The organism is Streptococcus sp. (assembly GCF_030825805.1).
Lineage (GTDB): Bacteria > Bacillota > Bacilli > Lactobacillales > Streptococcaceae > Streptococcus.
On record NZ_JAPJPF010000032.1, the window covers coordinates 1 to 21,712 of the forward strand.

Sequence of the window (21,712 nt, forward strand, 5' to 3'; positions counted from 1 at the left end):
CGATCGATTGGGCCGTGTTTATAGAACAGAAAGGCTGCTGCACGCTTCACTTCATCTAAGTCTTCCATATTTTCTACACGGAAATACTCTGTCAAACTATTGCGCAAAGGCTCATCTAACTGTTCGTACGGCTCTTGACCAATCCCCAAGACAGTGATTCCTTTGTTTGCTAGTTCAATGGTGAATTGTTGGAAATTTTGTGGATAATAAGGTGAAATAACAAGATAATTCATAGAGGTCTCCTCCCTTTTTGACTTATAGATACATTTGTCCTAAGAAATATGGCATTTGCTTGCGCCACCAGTCCCAATCATGGGCTACATCGTGTCCCCATTCAGCAAACCAAGCAGGGATATTTTTGTGGTCAAAGGCTTCTTTCAGTTTGTAGAAAGATGGTAGACCATCTTGTTCCCAAGCTCCAAGACCGGTACAAACGACAATTTCCGCCTGACGGTAACGGTCGATAAACCAGCCATCATTTTGATGCCAAATGTAATCAGATGGAGAGTTTTGGTAAATCGCTTCATCCCCACCAAATTCACCAACAAAGAAACGAGCATCATAGATACCACTCAAGGCTACAACTTTGTTAAAAACATCCGGATGTTGCAAGAAGAAATTAAGGGCGTGGTAGGCACCCATAGAACAACCAGTCGTCATCATCGGATCAAACCAGCCAGTTTTGTGCTTAATGAAAGGAATGGCTTCTTCAATCACGTAGCGTTCATAGGCCCGATGCATTTCTGCACGGTCGTGAGGGTTTTTCCAATTACAAAGCCAGCTTTCACTATCGACACTTGAAAGGGTGAAAAATTGAACCCGTCCTTCTTCGATAAACTGAGCACAGGCATCAATCATACCAAAGTCATAGTACTCATTATGGCTTCCACCTGATGAAGCGAAGACCACTACAGGAATCCCTGCATGTCCATAACGGTTTAGATACATTTCTCGGTTCAGTTGGCCACTCCAGTGGCTAAGATGTTCAATATTCATAGGTTCCCTCTTTCTTTATTATAAAATTTTCAAAAGCTTCTAGTCCCACTTCTCTGCTAAGAAACGAAGACATTCCGGTAAATGCTCTGCCCAAGCTTCTTCGTGGTGGATAGCCCCAGATTGAATCCGAATGGCGATATTTTCTAAAGCTACTCCTTGTTGAATGACATCATGATAGTAACGAAGAGATGAGTCAATATAGGCTTGCTTGATATTCCCTGCCATCAGGGTTTTATCTGTATCATCAGCCTCTTCCGTCCCCACATAGATGTAAATGCGTTGATCTGCATATAATTTTTTACGCTCGATATAATGATTGAAGGCATCTTGGTGCAGCCAGTTAGCAGAGGAGAAGACTCCCAGACAACCGATTTGATCTTGGTACTCTAAGCCCAAAAATTGGGTAATATTTCCACCAAGCGAAGAGCCAATCATGGCTGTATGTTCTCGATCAGCAAGCGTTCGATATTCTTGATCAATGAAAGGTTTGACCACTTCCATAACGAACTCTCCGTACTCGATACCCTTGCCACCAAATTGCATCCCAGGAATATTGGACTCCTTATACTTCCAAGCAGAGTATTCGTTCATCCGCTGTAAGCCATCATTATCAATGGCAACGACAATCATCCGACTAATGTCAGGATTTCGCTTAATGGCTGGAATGACTTTCCAAGAGTGACCTACATAGGCTTCCTTGCTATAGAAGACATTTTGCCCATCATGGAAATAAACTACGGGGTAGCGCCGATCAGTATCTGTTTCATAATTTTTAGGTAATAAGACTCGCACACGACGGAGTTTTCCGGTATAAGGCACTTTCAACTCGTGTGTCTTCATATCTAAATAAAAATAGGATTTGTTCATTGTCAGAAAACTCTCTATATTCTAAATTTTTATTCATTATACCATTTTTATAAGAAAAAGTCTGAATTTCTCCAAACTTTTTCATTAATTGACTTTATTTTCCAATAAATGTTGCCAGATCTTGTAAAGAACGTTCGGCAATTTTCTCATAACGTTCCTTTTTATCCCGAATGCGTAGGCCTTCTAGCTCTTTGATAATTCCAAAGTTGACATTCATCGGTTGGAAGTGCTTGCTATCAGCATGAGTGATATAGTGGGCCAAGCTTCCGATAGCTGTTGTTTCAGGGAACACAGCTGCTTCTTCACCTTTAAAGAGACGAGCTGCATTAATCCCAGCAACCAAGCCTGAAGCTGCCGACTCAACATAGCCTTCTACCCCTGTCATTTGCCCCGCAAAAAAGAGGTTGGCTTGTTTCTTCGAACGGTAGGTTTGTTCAAGCAGGTTCGGAGAATCCATGTAAGAGTTGCGGTGCATGACTCCATATCTCACAAACTCCGCATTTTCTAAACCTGGAATCATTTGGAAGACCCGTTTTTGCTCGCCCCACTTGAGATGCGTTTGGAAACCGACGATATTGTAGAGACTTCCTGCCGCATTGTCTTGGCGAAGCTGGACTACTGCGTAAGGCGTCTTAAACTCCCCATCACGAGGCCCTTTGTAGTCATCCGGATACTCGAGTCCAACTGGTTTCATAGGACCATAAAGCATGGTTTTGATGCCTCGTTTAGCCATGACTTCAATTGGCATACAACCTTCGAAATACTTTTCTTTTTCAAAAGAGTTAAGTGGGGCTTCTTCTGCATTGATCAAAGCCTCATGGAAATCCATAAATTCCTGTTTGGTCATGGGACAGTTGAGATAGGCTGCCTCGCCTTTATCATAGCGAGACTTAAGATAAACCTTACTCATATCGACGGTATTGACATCGATGATGGGAGCTGCTGCATCGTAAAAATAGAAACCATCGCCACCATTGAGCGCGTGGATCTTTTCCGCCAAGGCATCACTGGTTAGAGGACCCGTTGCGACCACTGTGATCGCGTCTGTCGGCAATTCTGTAATTTCATCGCGAATCACTTCGATGAGCGGGTGTTGAGATACCTTCTCCGTTACCCGACTAGCAAAGCCTTCCCGGTCAACTGCCAATGCTCCACCAGCCGGTACACGAGTCGCTTCTGCTGCTTCAAGGATAACAGAACCTAAACGTCGCATTTCTTCTTTGAGGAGCCCGACAGCATTGGTTAGAGAATCCCCTCGGAGAGAGTTGGAACAGACTAACTCAGCAAAGTTGTCTGTTTTGTGTTGTGGAGTAGATTTGACTCCCCGCATTTCGTATAGCTTGACCGGAATACCCTGTTGGGCAATCTGATAAGCTGCTTCGGAGCCAGCAAGGCCTGCACCGATAACATTGATATAAGATTGAGACATGACACTAATACCTCTTTAGGTATCCAAACACCCCACTGGACTGTTAGACACCCACAAATCTTTCTAATTTTCTACTTGGTCCATTATACCAAAAAGCCAAGTAAAAAGACAGGGAGGGTTTCCTTCCTGTCTTAGACCTAAGTCTGTTATTTATTTTCTTATAGACACAACCAAGCAGCAAAGAGGGCTGATAGGATACTGAATAAGGACCCGATTAAATAATACTCTGCGAAGGCTGGATTCTCCGAAATTTTATTGTAGCGGGCGATAGATTTAGCCGTAAAGACCAGGCCGATAGAAGCAAATTGCCCATAGACGAGACAGGCACCGATAATCAACCGCTCTAAGAAGCCAATCATGGAACCAGCCCCAGTGATGGTATCCATTTTCTTTCTCAAAGTAGGTTGGTACTTGGCAAAAAGAATCTTAAAGACAATATTGGTCGGTTTTCCCACTAGGAGGACATAAAAGATTAACTTTAAACTGTCACTAGGTAAATAAGTCGTGCCATTTTTAGCTCCCCAAAGGACTAGGAAACTAATGATACCGACATGCAAGACTTGATCCAAGGCAAAAGTCCAGGTGGTTGGTAGTTTCAATTGTTGCTGCACGATCGGTTTCAAGAAATCTATTCCCGCATGAGTCAGCAAAATGACCAAGCAAATCCACCACAAATCCAGATGACAGAGGGAAACGACGAATAGAGGCAGAGCTACATACAGAATGTGAAGGCCGAGCACCTTCTTATCCTGATCCTTGTGGTCCGCCATCTTTTGACTTTGAAAATAATAATCCGACAACAAATGACAACTTAACAAGAGAAGCAAGTATGGATTTGTTACGATACTAGATAATCCTGTCATAAGCCTCTCCTTTCGCTAAACTTTGAATACTCGCTAGCGCTGCTGCTCGCCCCCGCAAGTAAACACGGATACTACTACTTTTCAGCCGTTTAGAGAGAGCACTTGGGTTTATCTCCAGCGATTGGGCCAAATCCTGCTGGCTAAAATTCTCACTATATACACATCTCTTAAGAAGATCTAGCAGGATTTCTTCCTGACTGCCACGCCAATCCGAACGAATGGCTTCCCCGGAAGCGATGAGGGCATTCACAAAGAAGTCTTGCTTTTCCTTCCCACTTAAAAAATAAATCTGGGTATTGCCGTAGTCATTTTTCTGATGAACCAGATTGATGGCGGCGCGTGCATTCCAATAGGCTGGCCCATCCGCACCGATACTTTGTAAGGGATCAATATCCGTTAAAATCTCCCCGAGACCAATCCCGAAACGAAGTTGAGTCGGGGTTAGTTCAGAACGCAGGGTATCGATGATTTGAAAAACCGGAGCATCCGCCTTTAAAAGCGCCTGAAACTCATCACCAAGGGTCAAGGTAAAATTGGATGCTAAGAATTCTCCAAATAGTTCATTCATCGTTTGAAGCGTTTTTTCTAACTGTTTTTGCAGGTCAAAACGCTCTTGAACCATTTTAGAATCAATGACATCTGCAATCAAAGCAAGATACATAAGCCCACCTCCTTATGTCTATTATAACGAAAAAAAACAAAAATGTCTATTATAACAGACATTTTTAAAAATTGCCGTTATAATAGACATCGAATGATTCTAAAAGATTATTTCACTTTTTCTTCTTCGTAGTCGCCGTTACTACATACGACCTGCTTACCACCACCACGAACTTTTTTCTCAACTAGGTAGTGACCACATTTCGGACAGTCACGGCCGATTGGCTTGTCCCAAGAGGTGAATTCGCAGTCTGGGTAGCGATTGCAGGCATAGAAGAGACGGTTCCGTTTGGTTTTACGCTCGATAATTTGGCCTTGGTGACAATCTGGACACTCCACTCCAATTTCCTTAACGATAGCTTGGGTATGGCGACAATCAGGGAAATTACTACAAGCGAAGAACTTACCGAATCGACCCAACTTGATGACCATCGGACTTCCACAAACCTCACAGTCAAATCCAGCAGCCTCATCCTTGATTTGGATTTTCTCCATCTCTTCTTCAGCCTTGGCTACTTCTTTTTTAAAGGGTTGGTAGAAGGAATCAATAACCTTTTGCCACTGTTCTTTCCCGAGTTCGACATCATCCAACTTTCCTTCCATCTCAGCGGTAAAGGTTACATTGACGATATCTGGGAAGAATTCAACGATCAGTTTATTGACGATTTCTCCTAATTCGGTTGGCTCGAAGCGTTTGGCTACAAGCTTCACGTAATAGCGTTTTTGAATGGTCTCAATGGTCGGTGCATAGGTTGAAGGACGACCAACTCCATTTTCTTCTAAAGTCTTAATCAAAGTCGCTTCAGAGTAACGAGCTGGTGGTTGGGTAAAGTGCTGTTCAGGTTTGCTGTTGACCTGAGTGACGGTGTCACCTTCTTCCATGTCCGGTAGCATCTTATTCTTGTCCGAATCATTGTAGATCGCCAAATAGCCGTCAAACTTCACCTGACTTCCATTTGCTGTATATTGAACTCCATTTTGCCCTAAACGGACATTCATGGTATCAAAAATAGCTGCTGTCATCTGACTAGCCACAAAACGATTCCAGATCAAGGTGTAGAGCTTGAGCTGGTCCTTGTCCAAATACTTGGCAATTTTCTCAGGCGTATTGTAGACGCTAGAAGGACGAATGGCTTCGTGGGCATCTTGAGCACCAGAAGCATTCTTAACCCGGCTACCATGCTTAGAATACTTATCTCCAAATCGATCAACGATAAAGCTAGCTGCTTCATTTTGAGCGACTGGACTAATCCGAGTCGAATCCGTACGCATGTAGGTAATCAAACCTTGAACACCTGATCCAATATTGATTCCTTCGTATAATTGCTGTGCTACCATCATGGTCTTACGAGTACGGAAATTGATCTTATTGGCAGCATCCATCTGCATGGAAGAAGTTGTGTAAGGAAGCGGCGCATTGCGTTTGCGCTCTTTCTTCTCAACCTTTTCAACGATATACTCTTTCCCATCTAGATGCGAAAGTACAGCTTTCACATCCTCCTGGTTTTGAAGTTTCATCTTCTTGCCATTCATTCCATAGAAATTGGCTTGGAATTGCTTGGTCCCCTTTTTAAAGGTTCCATCAATTGTCCAATATTCTTCTGGTTGGAAGGCATTGATTTCTTCTTCCCGGTCAATAATTAACTTAAGCGCAACGGATTGCACCCGACCAGCCGAAAGTCCCTTCTTCACCTTTTTCCATAGAATTGGTGAGATGGAGTACCCAACAATCCGGTCCAAGACACGGCGCGCTTGTTGAGCATCTACCAGATCCATATCAATCTTACGGGGTTCTTGAAAGGCATTTTTTACCGCATCCTTGGTAATTTCGTTGAAAACAACGCGGTTCTTATCTTCCTTATCCAACTGAAGAATATGCGCCAAATGCCAAGAAATAGCTTCTCCTTCACGGTCCGGGTCACTTGCGAGAAAGACTTGTTTGGCTTTTTTAGCCTCTTTTTTCAAATCATTAATCAAAGGACCTTTTCCGCGAATATTGATGTACTCTGGTTCGTAATTGTTCTCAAAATCAATAGACATGGTAGATTTTTTCAAGTCACGAATATGACCCACGCTGGCCATGACCTTATAATTTCTACCAAGATACTTTTCAATCGTCTTCGCTTTCGCAGGAGACTCCACGATGACTAAATTCTTTTTAGTTGTTGTGGTTTTCTTTTTTGTTTTAGTAGCCACTTTTTTACCTCTATTTTGTAATAAACCTCATAGAGTGTAAACTATTTTTTTCGGGATGTCAACCGTGAAGTTCTCCTATAGGAAAACTCATTTTAAAATTCAAACTCATCTAGGACATCTTTTCCACTGGTGACCAGCTTTGCACCTTCTTGAATGAGGTGGTGACAGCCATCTGAACGTCCATCCAAGATCGAACCAGGAATAGCAAAGACATCTCGCCCTTCTTCCATAGCACGCTCGCAGGTGATCAGACTTCCAGATCGCATCCGCGCTTCCGCCACAATCACTGCTCTAGAAAGCCCAGCAATAATCCGATTGCGTTCTGGAAAATGATGTTTTTGAGGGCCTTGTCCAGGACCGTATTCTGTTAACACTAAATGACTCCCACTCATGTACTTCTGCAATTGTTTATTGGATCTAGGATAGAAGACATCTAAGCCAGTACCAATCACTCCAATTGTCTTTCCTCCATTTCGAATAGCGGCATAATGGGCTGCAGCATCAATTCCCTTGGCTAATCCGCTCACCACAATCAATTCATTATTTAACTCGTTAATGATTTTCTCGACGGATTGAATCCCGTTACGACTACAGGATCGACTTCCTACGACCGCAATCTTTGGCTGTTTAAGAAGATCAATATTGCCTGAGTAAAACAACAAAACAGGTGGGTTATGCATCCAGAGAAGCTCTTCAGGATATTCCGGATCCATAATGGAAATCGAATCAAACTCCTTAAACTCTTCTCTCAAGACCTTGTCATCAATCCGGATATACCGTTCCATAAATAGTGTTTGATTACGACAACCTGCAATTTTTGCCATTAATTCTAAAGAGGGCCACTCCCCATTCATTTCCCAGTAATTGACAATGTTAAAAACCTGTAGATTTGACAGGCCAGCAACCTTTAATTTATAAAGTTCATATTTCTTCATTCGTAAACCTCTTTTTCTACTATCTATTTATAATATTCGTAAAAGAAAACAAAAAAAGCTCTAAAAATAGAACTTTTTAATGATTTTCTAAGATGTTAAAATGACAAACTGCCCCCAAAAGATTACTTGAGTTGTGGTAACGAGCTGCTTGAATCTCTACTAAAGAAAATCGTTGCTCCCCACTTTCCTCCATCAGGCTTTTATACTGATGGTTAATCTCTTCTAAAAGAAGGGGTTGACTACTAATTCCCCCACCAATCGTCACTTTTTCAAGCCGAACCAAAGACTGAAGGTTATAGATTAGGATCGCAATTTCTCGACAATAAGAAGCAAATAAGTCTTGCAATTCCTCATGATAACCAGCTTCAAGGACTTCAAAAACTTGAACTCCATCTTCTTCAGGCAATTCTAAGAGTCGACTAGCATTAGCCACAAAATTGACTGCAGAGCCTAAATTTTGAACCAAACTGGAAATCCCATGTCGCAAAATCTCGGTCTGATATTGCTTTTGTTCAGGAGTCACTTGCTTCTCCCCTAAGCTTGGCCAACGAAGATAATCCTTGAGATTCCAGGTGGAAATTAAGGAACCGTTGGAAGTCAAGGCTAAGCCTACCCCAGTTCCTAACACAAAGGTTGCGCCACAATCACAATCCTGGAGGTTTCCAATTCGTGCTTCTGCCAAGCCTGCAGCATCCCCATCGTTGAGGACGGTCACAGGGACTTGAAAAGTCTTATTTAAACGAGAAGCTAAAGGAATATTCCTTAAATAAGGAACGAGGCCACCTTTAAAGACAAATCCCAGTCGACTATTGATTTCACCCGGACAAGAGATGGCGATCCCAGTGATTCGATTCTGGAACAAGCAAATCACGCGCTCAAGAGCTTCCCAGAATTCCTCAATAGTAGCTGGTGTCGGAACTTTAGAGGAATCATTCACCTGATAGGCTTCATCCACTAAGGCATATTTAATAAAGGTTCCTCCAATATCAAAGGCTAATAGCATTTCCTTCCCTCCTAGTCAAGATCCGTCATGGACTTAATGGGTTCGAAGCTTCGACGATGGATAGGCGTGACCCCATGTCTTTCCAAGCCCTCAAGATGATTGCTTGTCCCATACCCCGCATTCTGAGCAAAATCATAACCTGGATACTTTTGGTCATAGGCTGCCATCATCTGATCTCGTGTCACCTTCGCCACAATAGAAGCAGCTGCGATAGACAGAGAATTAGCATCTCCTTTGATGATGGATGTCTGAGAAATAGGGAGGTCCAATTTCATAGCATCAATCAAGAGGTGTTGAGGTTGAGGGTCCAATTCTTGAATAGCCTCAAGCATGGCTAATTTGGTTGCTTCATAAATATTAACCTGATCAATGACCCGATTATCTTTTATCCCAATCCCGACAGAGAGAGCCTGATCTAAAACCGCTTGGTAAATAGCATGGTGCTTCGATTTTGGAATTCTCTTACTATCGTTTAAACCTGGAATCTTACAATTTTCAGGCAGAATGACGGCTGCTGCGACGACAGGGCCAGCCAAAGGGCCTCGCCCTACTTCATCAACACCTGCAATAAGATGAATCCCTTGAGCATAAAGTTCTTTCTCATAGGCTAGCATTTTTTCCAAACGCAAATCTTCGTCTACTTGTTTTTGGAGTTCGCGTTTTCGTTTGCTGATAGCCGCTTGAACGCCCGCTCGACCATCAAGGATCAACTCTTCAAATAAGGGATGATCTAGCCTATCAATCGTTGACAAACACTCTTTGATTTCTTTAATCGTTGGCATCTACTTCACCTACACGATCAAGGGTATAGCGACCCAAACGACCATCACGTACATCCTTGACAAACAAACTGTAGAAGCGATCATAATCATCTCGGAAACCTAAGCGTTGAGTCATCTCCATAATGATTTCAGGCGCTTCCTGATCTAATTTCATTTGCTTATAGCGTTCTTGTAACTCTTTAGGGTAGTGCTCTTTAAAATAGTTGAGGCCAAAAATGGTCACTTCATCCATTGGAAGCAACTGGTCCTTAATTGCTCCTGTTAAGGCGAGCTTCAAGGCCACTTCTTCATCTTCAAATTTTGGCCAAAGAATCCCTGGGGTATCCAAGATTTCGAGGTCCTTATTGGTTTTCAACCACTGTTGCCCCTTGGTCACCCCTGGTTTATTTCCAACAACAGCAATCTTTTTCCCTGCTAAGCGGTTCATCAGCGTTGATTTACCAGCATTGGGAATCCCGATAATCATGGTCCGAAGGGTTTCAATTTGAATCCCTCGTTCCTTCTGACGGGCAATTTTATCGGCCATCAAAGACTTAGCAGCATCTGTAACCTTTTTAACCGTAGATTGCTCTTTAGAGTTAATAGCCAAAGTTTTGATCCCTTGTGACTCAAAATACTCCTGCCATTCTTTTGTAGCGACAGGATCTGCCAAGTCTACCTTGTTCAGAATCATCAGCTTAGGCTTATCACCAACAATTTTTGTTAACATAGGATTTTGACTTGATAGAGGCAAACGAGCGTCCACCAAAATTGTCACGAAATCCACAAATTTAATATTTTCTTGTACTTGTCTTCTAGCTTTGGACATATGTCCAGGAAACCATTGAATAATCGCCATGAAATGAAATCCTTTCAACATTCAATCTTATCTATTATACCATGAAATACAGTATTTTCTTTTAAAACTGCTCCCCATTTTTTCTTAAAAAAACGAAGCTACACCCGTAACTTCGTTTCTTATTTTAGCGAATTTGCTCAAAGTGCAAGTGAACAGCGATGTGGTCTCCATAGCCACTTCGTTCCAAATCGCGTTGCAAACGATAAGAAATATAGTGTTCAGCAATGGTAATATAACCAGCACCAAGTAAACGGTGCTCAACCATTGATTGGATCATGCTGATTGTGGCACGTTCCACTTTCGCTTCTTCCAAATCCATCACAACTTTTTTAGTCACTTGCGCCAAGTTTTGGCGAAGATCATCGGTCAAGACATAGACTGTTTGTGCTGCCTTCAAAACAGCTTGATAGATTTTATCTGGATCAAATTCTACAACTTCACCACTACGTTTAATGACTTCCATCTTATTCTCCTTGATCATCAATATACTTCTATTATCTAAATAAATAGGGGATTTGTCAAGAATCTAAAACGTCAATAATCCGGACGAAGAACTCCCGTAATGATTTCTTTGGTCGCGTGGTAATCCCCATCCACTACAACCTTGATAATGCGCTTCGCTTCCTCAGCAGGAGCTGGCACTAATGGCAAACGAGTTGGCCCTGCTTCAAAGCCCATATAGTTCAAGACTGCTTTAACTGGAGCTGGACTTGGATAAGAGAAGAGAGCATTGACTTTCGGGATAAATTGGCGCTGAATGGCCGCCGCTTTTTTAATATCATTATTTTCAATGGCTAGGAACATTTCGTGCATTTCATCCCCATTGGTATGAGATGCTACTGAAATCACCCCATCTGCCCCAAGGTTCATGGCATGGAAAGCATCTCCATCCTCTCCCGTATAAATGAGGAACTCCTCTGGCTTGTGCTCAATTAAATAAGCCATATTGGCAAGGGTTGTACACTCTTTTACCCCGATGATATTTGGATGTTCTGCCAAACGAAGCATGGTTTCTGGTGTCATTTCGACAACCACGCGCCCAGGAATGTTATAGATTATGATTGGCAAGTTAGAAGCGTCTGCAATAGCCTTAAAATGCTGGTACATACCTTCTTGAGAAGGTTTGTTGTAATAAGGGACAATCGCTAATCCGGCAGCAAAACCACCAAATTGGTCGACTTCCTTTACAAACTCAATCGAGTCGCGAGTTTCATTGGTCCCGACACCAGCAATCAAAGGAACCCGTCCGTTGACTACCTTTTGCACCGCTGCAAAAAGTTCTAATTCTTCATCGTGTGTTAGAGTTGGACTTTCAGCTGTGGTACCAGCTAAAAGAATCCCATCTGTGTGATGAGCCAAAAGATGTTCAATAAGCGGAGGAATAGCCTCAAAATTAATCGAACCATCTTCATGGAAGGGAGTGATAAAGGCAGTGATCATTCTACAATTTTTTAAATCTTGATAAGACATACATACTCCTTCTTGAGACAACCATAGGGAAGAGGGACAGCACCAAAAGTTGATAGCTGTCCCCTATTACAATTTATTTAGTTAATGAATCATTTCAACTCAAACTTCAACTCAGCTGTTGGGCGCACGAGTCCACGTTCATGAAGGGTTTCTGCAATTTGAACTGAGTTCCAAGCAGCTCCTTTAAGAAGGTTATCAGAAACCACCCACATATGAATCCCTTTTTCAGCATCCAAGTCTTTACGGATACGACCAACAAAGGTATCGCGAGAACCAACCGCATTGATAGCTTGTGGGTATACTTGATGAGCCACATCATCTTCCAACACTGCTCCTGGGAAGGCAGCAATAGCAGCTTTTACTTCTTCGATTGGTGCTACTTCTTTGGTCTCAATGTAAACTGACTCTGAGTGAGCTGACAAGACTGGAATACGTACACATGTTGCTGATACGGCAATGCTATCGTCTTCCATGATTTTCTTAGTTTCGTTCGTCATCTTCATTTCTTCATATGTGTAGTCATTATCAGTGAAGACGTCAATTTGAGGAAGGGCGTTAAAGGCGATTGGATAATGTTTCTTATCGCCACCTGAAGGTAAGATTTCCGCGTGCAAATCACGTGGATCCACTCCATCATTCAATACTTCACGCAATTCACGTTGGGTTTCAAGAATGGCTCCCATACCAGCACCAGAGACAGCTTGGTAAGTAGACACGATGATACGGTCCAAGCCCCATTTCTGACGAACAGGCTCAAGAGCTACCATCATTTGAATGGTTGAACAGTTAGGACAGGCGATGATTCCGTTATGGGCATCAAGCGCATGTGCATTTACTTCAGGAACAACCAATGGTACATCTGGATTTTGACGGAAGTAAGAAGTGTTATCTACTACGACCGCACCAGCTTTAACAGCATATGGTGCATATTTAGCTGAAGTTGATCCTCCAGCTGAGAAGAGAGCGATATCTACTCCTGCAAAAGCCTCTTCAGTTGTTTCTTCAATGGTCACGTCTTGCCCTTTGAATTGCAAGACCTTCCCTGCTGAACGCGCAGATGCAAGGTAGCGAATCTTATCAATTGGAAGACTTGATTCTTCCAGCATTTTGATCATTTGTGCACCAACGGCACCTGTAGCACCGACAACAGCAACTGTATATCCCATAATAAAACCTCTTTCGGAATTTTCTAAAAATTTGTGAATTTTATCTATTATACTATTTTTCCCTACAAATGAAAAGTGTATTTTACACTTATAAAAACAAAATAATCCCGATCTAAGACCGGGATAGTTTCTAGATATCGAATAGCTTTTATTGAAAATTAATGGATTTCATAATCCAAATCATTCAAATTCTTCTTGCCTTGAGTATCTTCCAATAAAAATGGCACCTGTTGCATCCCTTTGATACCCGCCACTAGTGAAGTTGGGAAGGTTACTATTGCTTGGTTGATTTGGCTAATATTACTATTAACAATACGTTTAGAAGCTGCCAAATCTTCATTTTCGTCTGCAATTTCTTTTTGCAAGGCCAAGAATTGGTTAGAAGATAAGAGATCTGGATAATTCTCACCTACTGCTCGGATTTGTGCCAAGACATCATTTTGATTGGCAATAACTTGGTTGGATTCTTGGATAGAGGCACCTTGACGAAGGGCTACTAATTCGGTAAAGACTTTCTCTTCATGTTTGGCGTAGGCCTTAGCTGCCTTCAACATTTCAGAAATGGTATCGTAGCGTTTGACAAGAATTATATCAACCGTTCTCTTTGCTTCTTCAATCATGACCTGATAACGATTCAAGCGATTGCTTTCACCGATAAACCACATAACAATGACAAGAGCAAAAACGACGATGGCAATAAATAATCCTAACATAGTTATTCTCCTTTAAATATATTGGTTAATTCATCAATGAGATCAATCTCCCTACAGAGTTTTTGATACTCTGCAGCAATCGAAAGACTTTCGATTGCATCTTTTCTATTCGGTGTTGGGAAAAGGTAGCGGTTAGTATATAAGGAAATATAGAGTGTATCTTGTACTAAATACACACACATAGCATTTTGAGAAATTTGCTGATCAAACCATTCTAGGATCTTGGGTTTTAAGAATTTTCGAGCAGCCAGTTCATCTGTACAATAGATATTGTAATTTTCATTGTTTCGGATATCTTCTGTTTCAATTTGAACTTCATTAGGTCCAGCACCCGGATAGGCACCTTTTAGTTCTCTTTTTAAAAACAAAGATTTCTTGGTTGGAACAACTCTCAAGTGCCCTGGAAATGAGATAGGAGCTTTTAAAGAAAAAATCTGACCAGCAAAATCTTCAACTTCTTCTCTGACCGTATGAGTTTCCCCACTTGAGTCTCTCTTTGTTCGCGTCTCAATATGATAAGCATAGAGATTGGCTACTACGAGATTCTTTTCATCATGGAAAGACAATTGATGAAAGAGATCAAACTTAGTCGATCTCGGACTAATGACCTGCAGGACATTCATTGGGTAGTCAGCTGTCAGAGTTAGCTCCGCTTGAGGAAAAACTTCTTTCAGGATGGGACAAAGAAAATCTGTAATATAAATCTCTTCATTGGATCGAACCTGATCTCCGAATAAGGCTTTTCGTTTTTTGTATGCCGGTAAATAATAAAACACCACTACAAGAAGAATGATAACAATCGCTGCTCGCCATCTAACAAGTTGGAAGGAGAGAAAAGCTAGAATACCACCAAGAATAGTGGCGTTTCTCCAATGAAGATTATTCTTCATTTGTTACTTCATAATGAGCAACTTAGCTTGATATTGTTCTAATTTTTCCAGTTCACTGATACGTTGAAACGTTTCTTGTGACCACTTGTTGTTTGGACTGTTTTGATCATACACTATAACCATCTCCTTTCAAACACAAATGAATCCATTTATTTACATCATTATATCACCGGTAGTCATAAGAGGCAAACAAATTTATGTATTTGCTTACTATGAATTTTTACAAAAAAAATCCCTTACCACATGGTAAGGGATTCGAGGCATCTTTCGATGAGAACAGCAGGTTCACACAACTGTTCAAGGTCCGCTCCTGCGTTACAATTAAATGTAGACCTCCTCAGCGCAAAAGGCTCCTAAGAGCCAATCGACTCATCGCATAAACTTAGTGTACCATGAACGGCCCAAAAAAGTCAAGAGGCTCGTTCTAGACTTCCTTTTAAATAACTTAAAAGAAATTGAGCAAAGCTAAGCTCCTTCTAATTTTTACATTAGGGGCTTCACAGGCCCTTCGATCGTCTTTTGCATCCAGACAATATCATGCCATTGATCAAATTTATAGCCAATTTTAGGAAAATGAGCAACTTTCACATAGCCACGTTTCTCATGGAGGGCGATACTAGCTGGATTTGGCAGGGCAATGCAAGCTAAGAAACGTAAATAACCACGCGCCTCCAACTCCGACTCTAATGCCTCATACAATCGAGAACCCAGACCTTGCCCACGACGATCTTGATCCACATAGACGGATACTTCCACCGCCCAATCATATGCTGATCGATCATAATAGCTTGAGGCATAGGCATAAGCAAGGACTTGACCGTCTACTTCTGCTACTAAATAGGGAAAACGTTGAAGGATCTTTTCGATACGCCCTTCAAATTCCTCAATGGTCGGAACCTGGTATTCAAAAGTGATGGCTGTTTTCTCAACATAGGGAGCATAAATCCTGACAAGTTCAGGAGCATCTTCAAGGGTGACTGGTCGTATCTTCAGCATGGTCTTCTCGCTTTCTATTTCTCTATTATACCCCAAAAGCACAAAAATAGAGGTTGTCCGCCAACCTCTATATATTTTATTAGAACAATCCTAAAGCAGTCCCATCTTCTGCTACATCCATGTTCAAAGCAGCAGGACGTTTTGGTAATCCAGGCATAGTCATCACTTCACCTGTCAAAGCAACAATGAAGCCTGCACCAGTCTTAGGTACCAATTCGCGAATGGTAATGTCAAAACCAGACGGCGCCCCGAGGAGACTTGGATCATCTGAGAAACTATATTGGGTCTTAGCCATACAAACTGGCAACTTGTCCCAGCCATTTTTCACGATTTGAGCAATCTGAGTTTTGGCTTTCTTCTCAAAGACAACATTGTCGGCCCGGTAAATTTCTTGGGCAATCTTAGTGATCTTTTCTTCAACAGAAAGGTCATTATCATAAAGACGAGTGTAGTTGGCTGGACTTGTTTCAAGTGTCTCCACTACTGTTTCTGCTAGGGCCAATCCTCCATCAGCACCATCAGCCCAAACGCTCGCCAATTCAACAGGAACTTGAATAGAAGCACAGAGTTCTTTCAGAGCTGCAATTTCATCTTCTGTATCTGTGACAAATTCATTAATAGCCACTACTACAGGAACTCCAAATTTACGCATATTTTCTACGTGGCGCTCCAAGTTCGCAAAACCTGAACGAACAGCTTCTACATTTTCTTCAGAAAGAGCATCTTTGGCAACTCCACCATTCATCTTCAAAGCACGAATCGTTGCGACAATCACCACTGCAGATGGGCTAACAGGAAGATTTGGTGTTTTGATATCCAAGAATTTTTCAGCTCCCAAATCCGCGCCAAAACCTGCTTCTGTCACTACGTAATCGGCTAAACGAAGAGCGGTTGAGGTAGCTAAAACAGAATTACATCCATGGGCAATATTAGCAAAAGGTCCACCATGAACAAAGGCTGGCGTTCCATAGATGGTTTGGACCAAGTTTGGCTTGATCGCATCTTTCAGAATCAAGGCAAGCGCCCCTTCTACTTCTAAATCGCGGACATAAACTGGACTACGATCATAACGGTAACCAATCACAATATTGGCCAAACGACGTTTCAAGTCTTCAATATCTGTCGCCAAGCAAAGGATGGCCATAATCTCAGAAGCAACGGTGATATCAAATCCGTCTTCACGAGGAATCCCATTGAGCGGTCCACCAAGACCGACCGATACGTGACGCAAAGCACGGTCATTCAAGTCCACTACCCGTTTCCAGATAATCCGACGTTGGTCAATGCCTAGCTCATTTCCTTGATGCAAATGATTGTCGATCAAAGCTGAAAGTGCATTATTTGCTGTTGTAATGGCATGCATGTCACCCGTGAAATGAAGGTTGATGTCTTCCATTGGTAGAACTTGTGCATAACCTCCACCTGCTGCTCCCCCTTTAATCCCCATAACAGGACCTAAAGAAGGTTCGCGAATGGCAATCATGGTTTGTTTGCCAATTTTATTTAAAGCATCTGCTAAACCAATGGTGATGGTAGACTTTCCTTCCCCTGCTGGAGTCGGGTTAATGGCGGTTACCAAGATGAGCTTTCCTGGTTCTTCCTTCTGAACGGCTTGGATCTTGTCAAAGGTTAATTTTGCCTTGTACTTTCCATAGAGTTCTAGGTCATCGAAGTGAATACCCAATTTCTCTACCACATCTGTGATTGGTTTCAATTCAATACTTTGTGCAATCTCGATATCTGTCTTCATCTGAATCTCCTCACTATTTAATAATCCTATTATACAGAAATTTCACAAGGATATATATTTTAAATCTCAAACTTTTCTCATTCGTTCGGTTTTTGCTTAGTAACTCTGCTTTTTCAGCCTTTATTCCAATTTCTTATACCCCTCTATATGAAATAACTATGAGTCCCTTCGTCGTCTACTCTACCGCCTTTGTATCCCCTTGACCAACAATCGCAAGAGCCGTGTTCTTGGCTTTACTAAAATATAAAATTCTTGTAAAATAAGCCTATGAATATTTTGATTACTTCCGGTGGGACGAGTGAAAAGATTGATCAGGTTCGTTCGATTACCAACCATTCCACTGGTCAACTTGGAAAAATCATTTCCAAACGTTTTTTAGAGGCAGGTTTTTCTGTGACTCTGGTGACAACTCCAACTGCGGTTCAGCCTAAAGAACATCCTCATTTAAGAAAGATATTTATCAAAGATGTCGCTGAACTTCAAACAGTCTTTGAAAAAGAAACTCCAACTCACCAGGTGCTCATCCATGCTATGGCTGTCTCTGACTACAGCCCTGTCTATATGTCAGGTTTCCAGGCTGTCAAAGAAGCTAGCAATTTAGAGCATTTTCTTCATCAAACCAACCAGGAATCGAAAATTTCTTCAGAGGAAGATTACCAAGTTCTCTTTTTAAAGAAAAATCCTAAGTTGATTTCCTTAGTAAAAACATGGAATCCAGACATTCGCTTGATCGGCTTTAAACTGCTGGTTGGTGTAGCACAGGATCAACTCCTAGCCGTTGCTCGTGCAAGTCTCGAAAAAAATCAGGCAGAAATGATTGTTGCCAATGACTTAAGCGAAATTCAAGACGGAAAACATCGAGCTTACTTAGTTACGAAAGATGCTACTCAAATAGCCGAAACGAAATTGGATATTGCTCAAAAAATTTATCATCACATTAGGAACAAAGGATAAAACCTATGGCGAATATACTACTGGCTGTAACTGGGAGCATTTCTGCCTACAAGGCAGCAGACCTCACCAGTCAATTGACCAAGCTCGGTCACCAGGTAAAGATTCTTATGACTCCTGCAGCTACAGCTTTTATTACCCCTCTAACACTTCAGGTCCTCTCCAAACAAGCTGTCCTGGTAGAGGTCATGACAGAAGACGATCCAAAACAAATCCAACATATTGACTTGGGGAAAGAGGCTGATCTTTTTCTAGTCGCTCCTGCAAGTGCCAATACCATTGCAAAACTTGCCATAGGGCTAGCGGATAATATGGTGACGAGCACAGCTCTAGCCTTGCCTCAAGGAACTAAAAAAATCCTAGCCCCCGCTATGAATACGAAAATGCTGGAACACCCAGCTACCCAACGAAATCTAAAACTTTTACAAGACTACGGCTATCAGATTATTCAACCTCGCCATGCTACTCTGGCTTGTGGCGATCAAGGGTCTGGAGCTTTAGCTTCTATCGAAACCATTCTAACTACTATACAGGAGTCACTTTCATGAAAAAATCTTCATCCATTTCACGCATTGCTATATTTTTCGCGGTAATGATTACCATCCATTTTACAACTTCCTTCATCTTACATTTTGTACCATCAGGTATTCAGCCAACCTTGGTTCATATTCCTGTTGTGATCGCGTCTATCATTTACGGGCCACGAATCGGAGCTACCTTAGGATTGCTTATGGGACTATTTAGTTTAACGATGAATACCCTTGTTTTAACACCTGCAAGCCACCTCTTTAGTCCCTTTGTACCAAACGGAAACTTCTATTCCCTCCTTATTGCAATAGTTCCACGTATCTTGATCGGAATAACACCTTACTATATCTATCAATTAATGCGCAATCGTACCGGGTTAATAACAGCCGGCATTGTCGGATCCATGACCAATACCGTTTTTGTTTTAAGTGGGATTTACTTCTTTTTTGGTAGTCAATTCAAAGGTGGAATCAACGATTTTCTAGCCTTGATTGTGTCTACAAACTCACTTATCGAAGTTATTGCAACGGTTCTGATCACTAGTGCCGTTGTCCCAGCCCTTGAAAAAATAAAATAAACAGTTGAGTAGGGCTATAAAAGCTGATGAAATCAGCGTAGTAGAGCCCACTCGAAAACTGCGTCTTGCTCGACAATCCAAAGACAATTGAGAGGCTAGGACTTTTGTCCCAGCCTCTTTTTTTCTATCCAAAATTCCCCCTTTATTTTTGAAAAGATTTACAATTATCGCTAGAATTTTCTGAAAAAATTTGCTATAATGTAAGCGATTAATTTATAGAAATAAGGAGTTGCACTATGACTTATCAAGAAAACTTCCAAAAATGGGCTGATTTCGCGGACCTACCAGATTACCTTCGTCGTGATTTGGAAAGCATGGATGAAAAAACGAAGGAAGATGCCTTCTACACAAACCTTGAATTCGGTACTGCTGGTATGCGCGGATTGATTGGTGCTGGGACTAACCGCATTAATATCTACGTTGTTCGTCAAGCAACTGAAGGTTTGGCGCGTTTGATCGAATCTAAAGGTGGAAATGAAAAAGAACGTGGTGTAGCCATCGCCTACGATAGCCGTCACTTCTCTCCAGAATTTGCCTTTGAATCAGCAGCCGTTCTTGCAAAACACGGTATTAAATCCTATGTCTTTGAAAGTCTCCGTCCAACTCCAGAACTTTCATTTGCTGTTCGTCACCTAAACTGTTTCGCAGGGATCATGATTACTGCTAGCCACAACCCTGCTCCGTTTAACGGATACAAGGTTTACGGTGAAGATGGTGGTCAAATGCCTCCACACGACGCGGACGCTTTGACAACCTACATCCGTGCCATCGACAATCCATTCGCTGTAGAAGTTGCGGATGTTGAAGCTGAAAAAGCATCTGGTTTGATTGAAGTCATCGGTGAAGCTGTCGATACTGAATACCTCAAAGAAGTAAAAGACGTTAACATCAACCCAGCCTTGATTGAAGAGTTTGGCAAAGACATGAAGATTGTCTACACTCCTCTTCACGGTACTGGTGAAATGTTGGCTCGTCGTGCTCTTGCTCAAGCAGGATTTGACTCTGTTCAAGTCGTTGAAGCTCAAGCAACTCCAGACCCTGACTTCTCAACTGTAAAATCACCAAACCCAGAAAGCCAAGCAGCCTTTGCTCTTGCAGAAGAACTTGGTCGCCAAGTAGGAGCTGATGTTCTTGTCGCAACTGACCCTGACGCTGACCGTGTCGGTGTTGAAGTCCTTCAAAAAGACGGTAGCTACCTTAACCTTTCAGGTAACCAAATCGGTGCTATCATGGCTAAGTACATCTTGGAAGCTCACAAAAATGCTGGCACTCTTCCAGAAAATGCAGCCCTTTGCAAATCTATCGTATCAACTGACTTGGTAACGAAGATTGCTGAAAGCTACGGCGCAACTATGTTTAACGTCTTGACTGGTTTCAAATTCATCGCTGAAAAGATTCAAGAATTCGAAGAAAAACACAATCACACTTACATGATGGGATTTGAAGAAAGCTTCGGTTACTTGATTAAACCATTCGTACGTGATAAAGATGCGATTCAAGCTGTCCTTGTCGTTGCTGAGCTTGCTGCTTACTACCGCTCTCGTGGTTTGACACTTGCTGACGGTATCGAAGAAATCTACAAAGAGTACGGCTACTATGCTGAAAAGACAATCTCTGTTACACTTTCTGGTGTTGACGGTGCTGAGCAAATCAAAGCGATTATGGCGAAATTCCGTGAAAACGGGCCAAAAGAATTTAACTCAACAGAAGTTTCAATCACTGAAGACTTCAAAGCACAAACATCTACTGCTGCTGATGGCACTGTAACAACCTTGACAACTCCTCCAAGTGATGTATTGAAATACACACTTGCTGATGGTTCTTGGATTGCCGTTCGCCCTTCAGGTACAGAACCAAAAATTAAGTTCTACATTGCCGTTGTTGGTGAAAGCAACGAAGATTCTCAAGCTAAAATTGCTAACATCGAAGCTGAAATCAATGCCTTTGTAAAATAAGAAACCACAAAAGATGAGATCAACCAATCTCATCTTTTTTTCGTATCAAAATACAGCATTTTTTCGCCCTTTATGGCATACTAGATTTATAAGAAAGCGAGGTAATCTCATGGAACAATTTTTAGAAGATATTAAAGATCTTGAAGT

General features: G+C 41.8%; 21 protein-coding genes and 1 pseudogene. 4 read left to right on the top strand and 18 right to left on the bottom strand.

Translation table 11 applies throughout. The features are described from left to right. From RCH62_RS06005 to RCH62_RS06090, 18 genes and pseudogenes are all read right to left on the bottom strand, one after another. Window positions 1-233 (bottom strand): annotated as a pseudogene (locus tag RCH62_RS06005) (carbamoyl phosphate synthase large subunit); the annotation flags it as partial. Window positions 234-255: 22 nt separating this feature from the next. Continuing rightward, window positions 256-996: an esterase family protein gene (locus tag RCH62_RS06010; RefSeq protein WP_126404226.1), complete on the bottom strand. Its 741-nt coding sequence runs from the start codon at window positions 994-996 to the stop codon at window positions 256-258. Window positions 997-1,035: 39 nt separating this feature from the next. After that, the gene (locus tag RCH62_RS06015) at window positions 1,036-1,863 is read right to left on the bottom strand and encodes an alpha/beta hydrolase (protein WP_306474841.1); all 828 of its coding nucleotides are present in this window, start codon (window positions 1,861-1,863) and stop codon (window positions 1,036-1,038) included. Window positions 1,864-1,957: 94 nt separating this feature from the next. Then, window positions 1,958-3,292: a methylenetetrahydrofolate--tRNA-(uracil(54)-C(5))-methyltransferase (FADH(2)-oxidizing) TrmFO gene (gene trmFO, locus RCH62_RS06020; protein ID WP_306474842.1), complete on the bottom strand. Its 1,335-nt coding sequence runs from the start codon at window positions 3,290-3,292 to the stop codon at window positions 1,958-1,960. Between the two features lie 158 nt (window positions 3,293-3,450). Continuing rightward, window positions 3,451-4,155 carry a DUF3307 domain-containing protein gene (locus RCH62_RS06025; RefSeq protein ID WP_306474843.1) on the bottom strand — a complete coding sequence of 235 codons (705 nt, stop codon included), beginning with the start codon at window positions 4,153-4,155 and terminating at the stop codon, window positions 3,451-3,453. Further along, window positions 4,139-4,816 (bottom strand): SatD family protein, encoded by a 678-nt coding sequence (locus RCH62_RS06030; protein WP_306474844.1) that lies wholly within the window; start codon window positions 4,814-4,816, stop codon window positions 4,139-4,141. The genes RCH62_RS06025 and RCH62_RS06030 overlap by 17 nt, the downstream gene beginning before the upstream one ends. Window positions 4,817-4,923: 107 nt before the next feature. Beyond that, window positions 4,924-7,011 (bottom strand): type I DNA topoisomerase, encoded by a 2,088-nt coding sequence (topA, locus tag RCH62_RS06035; protein WP_306474845.1) that lies wholly within the window; start codon window positions 7,009-7,011, stop codon window positions 4,924-4,926. 92 nt (window positions 7,012-7,103) lie between these two features. Continuing rightward, the gene (gene dprA / locus RCH62_RS06040) at window positions 7,104-7,946 is read right to left on the bottom strand and encodes a DNA-processing protein DprA (protein ID WP_048715968.1); all 843 of its coding nucleotides are present in this window, start codon (window positions 7,944-7,946) and stop codon (window positions 7,104-7,106) included. Window positions 7,947-8,022: 76 nt separating this feature from the next. Then, window positions 8,023-8,949, bottom strand: a complete 927-nt coding sequence (locus RCH62_RS06045) for an ROK family protein (protein WP_048715966.1) — start codon at window positions 8,947-8,949, stop codon at window positions 8,023-8,025. An 11-nt stretch (window positions 8,950-8,960) separates the two neighbouring features. Next, entirely contained in the window at window positions 8,961-9,731 is a 771-nt protein-coding gene (locus RCH62_RS06050) for a ribonuclease HII (RefSeq protein WP_129822075.1), read from the bottom strand. Continuing rightward, complete coding sequence (gene ylqF, locus RCH62_RS06055) at window positions 9,718-10,569, bottom strand: ribosome biogenesis GTPase YlqF (protein ID WP_048715962.1); 852 nt, start codon at window positions 10,567-10,569, stop codon at window positions 9,718-9,720. Before ylqF ends, RCH62_RS06050 begins: the two co-directional genes overlap by 14 nt. Window positions 10,570-10,693: 124 nt before the next feature. After that, the gene (locus RCH62_RS06060) at window positions 10,694-11,032 is read right to left on the bottom strand and encodes an ATP cone domain-containing protein (protein ID WP_006597242.1); all 339 of its coding nucleotides are present in this window, start codon (window positions 11,030-11,032) and stop codon (window positions 10,694-10,696) included. 71 nt (window positions 11,033-11,103) lie between these two features. Then, entirely contained in the window at window positions 11,104-12,039 is a 936-nt protein-coding gene (gene dapA / locus RCH62_RS06065; protein ID WP_048715961.1) for a 4-hydroxy-tetrahydrodipicolinate synthase, read from the bottom strand. A gap of 89 nt (window positions 12,040-12,128) precedes the next feature. Then, window positions 12,129-13,205, bottom strand: coding sequence for an aspartate-semialdehyde dehydrogenase (locus RCH62_RS06070; RefSeq protein WP_048715959.1), 1,077 nt, complete (start codon window positions 13,203-13,205; stop codon window positions 12,129-12,131). Window positions 13,206-13,363: 158 nt separating this feature from the next. Beyond that, complete coding sequence (locus tag RCH62_RS06075) at window positions 13,364-13,918, bottom strand: LemA family protein (protein ID WP_048715957.1); 555 nt, start codon at window positions 13,916-13,918, stop codon at window positions 13,364-13,366. Between the two features lie 2 nt (window positions 13,919-13,920). Then, on the bottom strand, window positions 13,921-14,808 hold the full coding sequence (locus RCH62_RS06080) for a DUF3137 domain-containing protein (protein WP_229102040.1): 888 nt from the start codon (window positions 14,806-14,808) through the stop codon (window positions 13,921-13,923). 483 nt (window positions 14,809-15,291) lie between these two features. Continuing rightward, complete coding sequence (locus RCH62_RS06085; RefSeq protein WP_048715955.1) at window positions 15,292-15,804, bottom strand: GNAT family N-acetyltransferase; 513 nt, start codon at window positions 15,802-15,804, stop codon at window positions 15,292-15,294. Between the two features lie 79 nt (window positions 15,805-15,883). Then, on the bottom strand, window positions 15,884-17,554 hold the full coding sequence (locus RCH62_RS06090) for a formate--tetrahydrofolate ligase (RefSeq protein WP_306474846.1): 1,671 nt from the start codon (window positions 17,552-17,554) through the stop codon (window positions 15,884-15,886). 267 nt (window positions 17,555-17,821) lie between these two features. Here RCH62_RS06090 and RCH62_RS06095 point away from each other — a divergent pair, with 267 nt between their 5' ends. The 4 genes from RCH62_RS06095 to RCH62_RS06110 all read left to right on the top strand — a co-directional run bounded on the left by RCH62_RS06095 (window position 17,822) and on the right by RCH62_RS06110 (window position 21,565). After that, entirely contained in the window at window positions 17,822-18,508 is a 687-nt protein-coding gene (locus tag RCH62_RS06095) for a phosphopantothenate--cysteine ligase (RefSeq protein ID WP_306474847.1), read from the top strand. Window positions 18,509-18,513: 5 nt separating this feature from the next. Continuing rightward, complete coding sequence (gene coaC, locus RCH62_RS06100) at window positions 18,514-19,053, top strand: phosphopantothenoylcysteine decarboxylase (RefSeq protein WP_048715950.1); 540 nt, start codon at window positions 18,514-18,516, stop codon at window positions 19,051-19,053. Next, window positions 19,050-19,610, top strand: coding sequence for an ECF transporter S component (locus tag RCH62_RS06105; RefSeq protein ID WP_129269106.1), 561 nt, complete (start codon window positions 19,050-19,052; stop codon window positions 19,608-19,610). The genes coaC and RCH62_RS06105 overlap by 4 nt, the downstream gene beginning before the upstream one ends. A 236-nt stretch (window positions 19,611-19,846) precedes the next feature. Continuing rightward, entirely contained in the window at window positions 19,847-21,565 is a 1,719-nt protein-coding gene (locus RCH62_RS06110) for a phospho-sugar mutase (RefSeq protein WP_048715947.1), read from the top strand. Window positions 21,566-21,712: the final 147 nt, after the last annotated feature.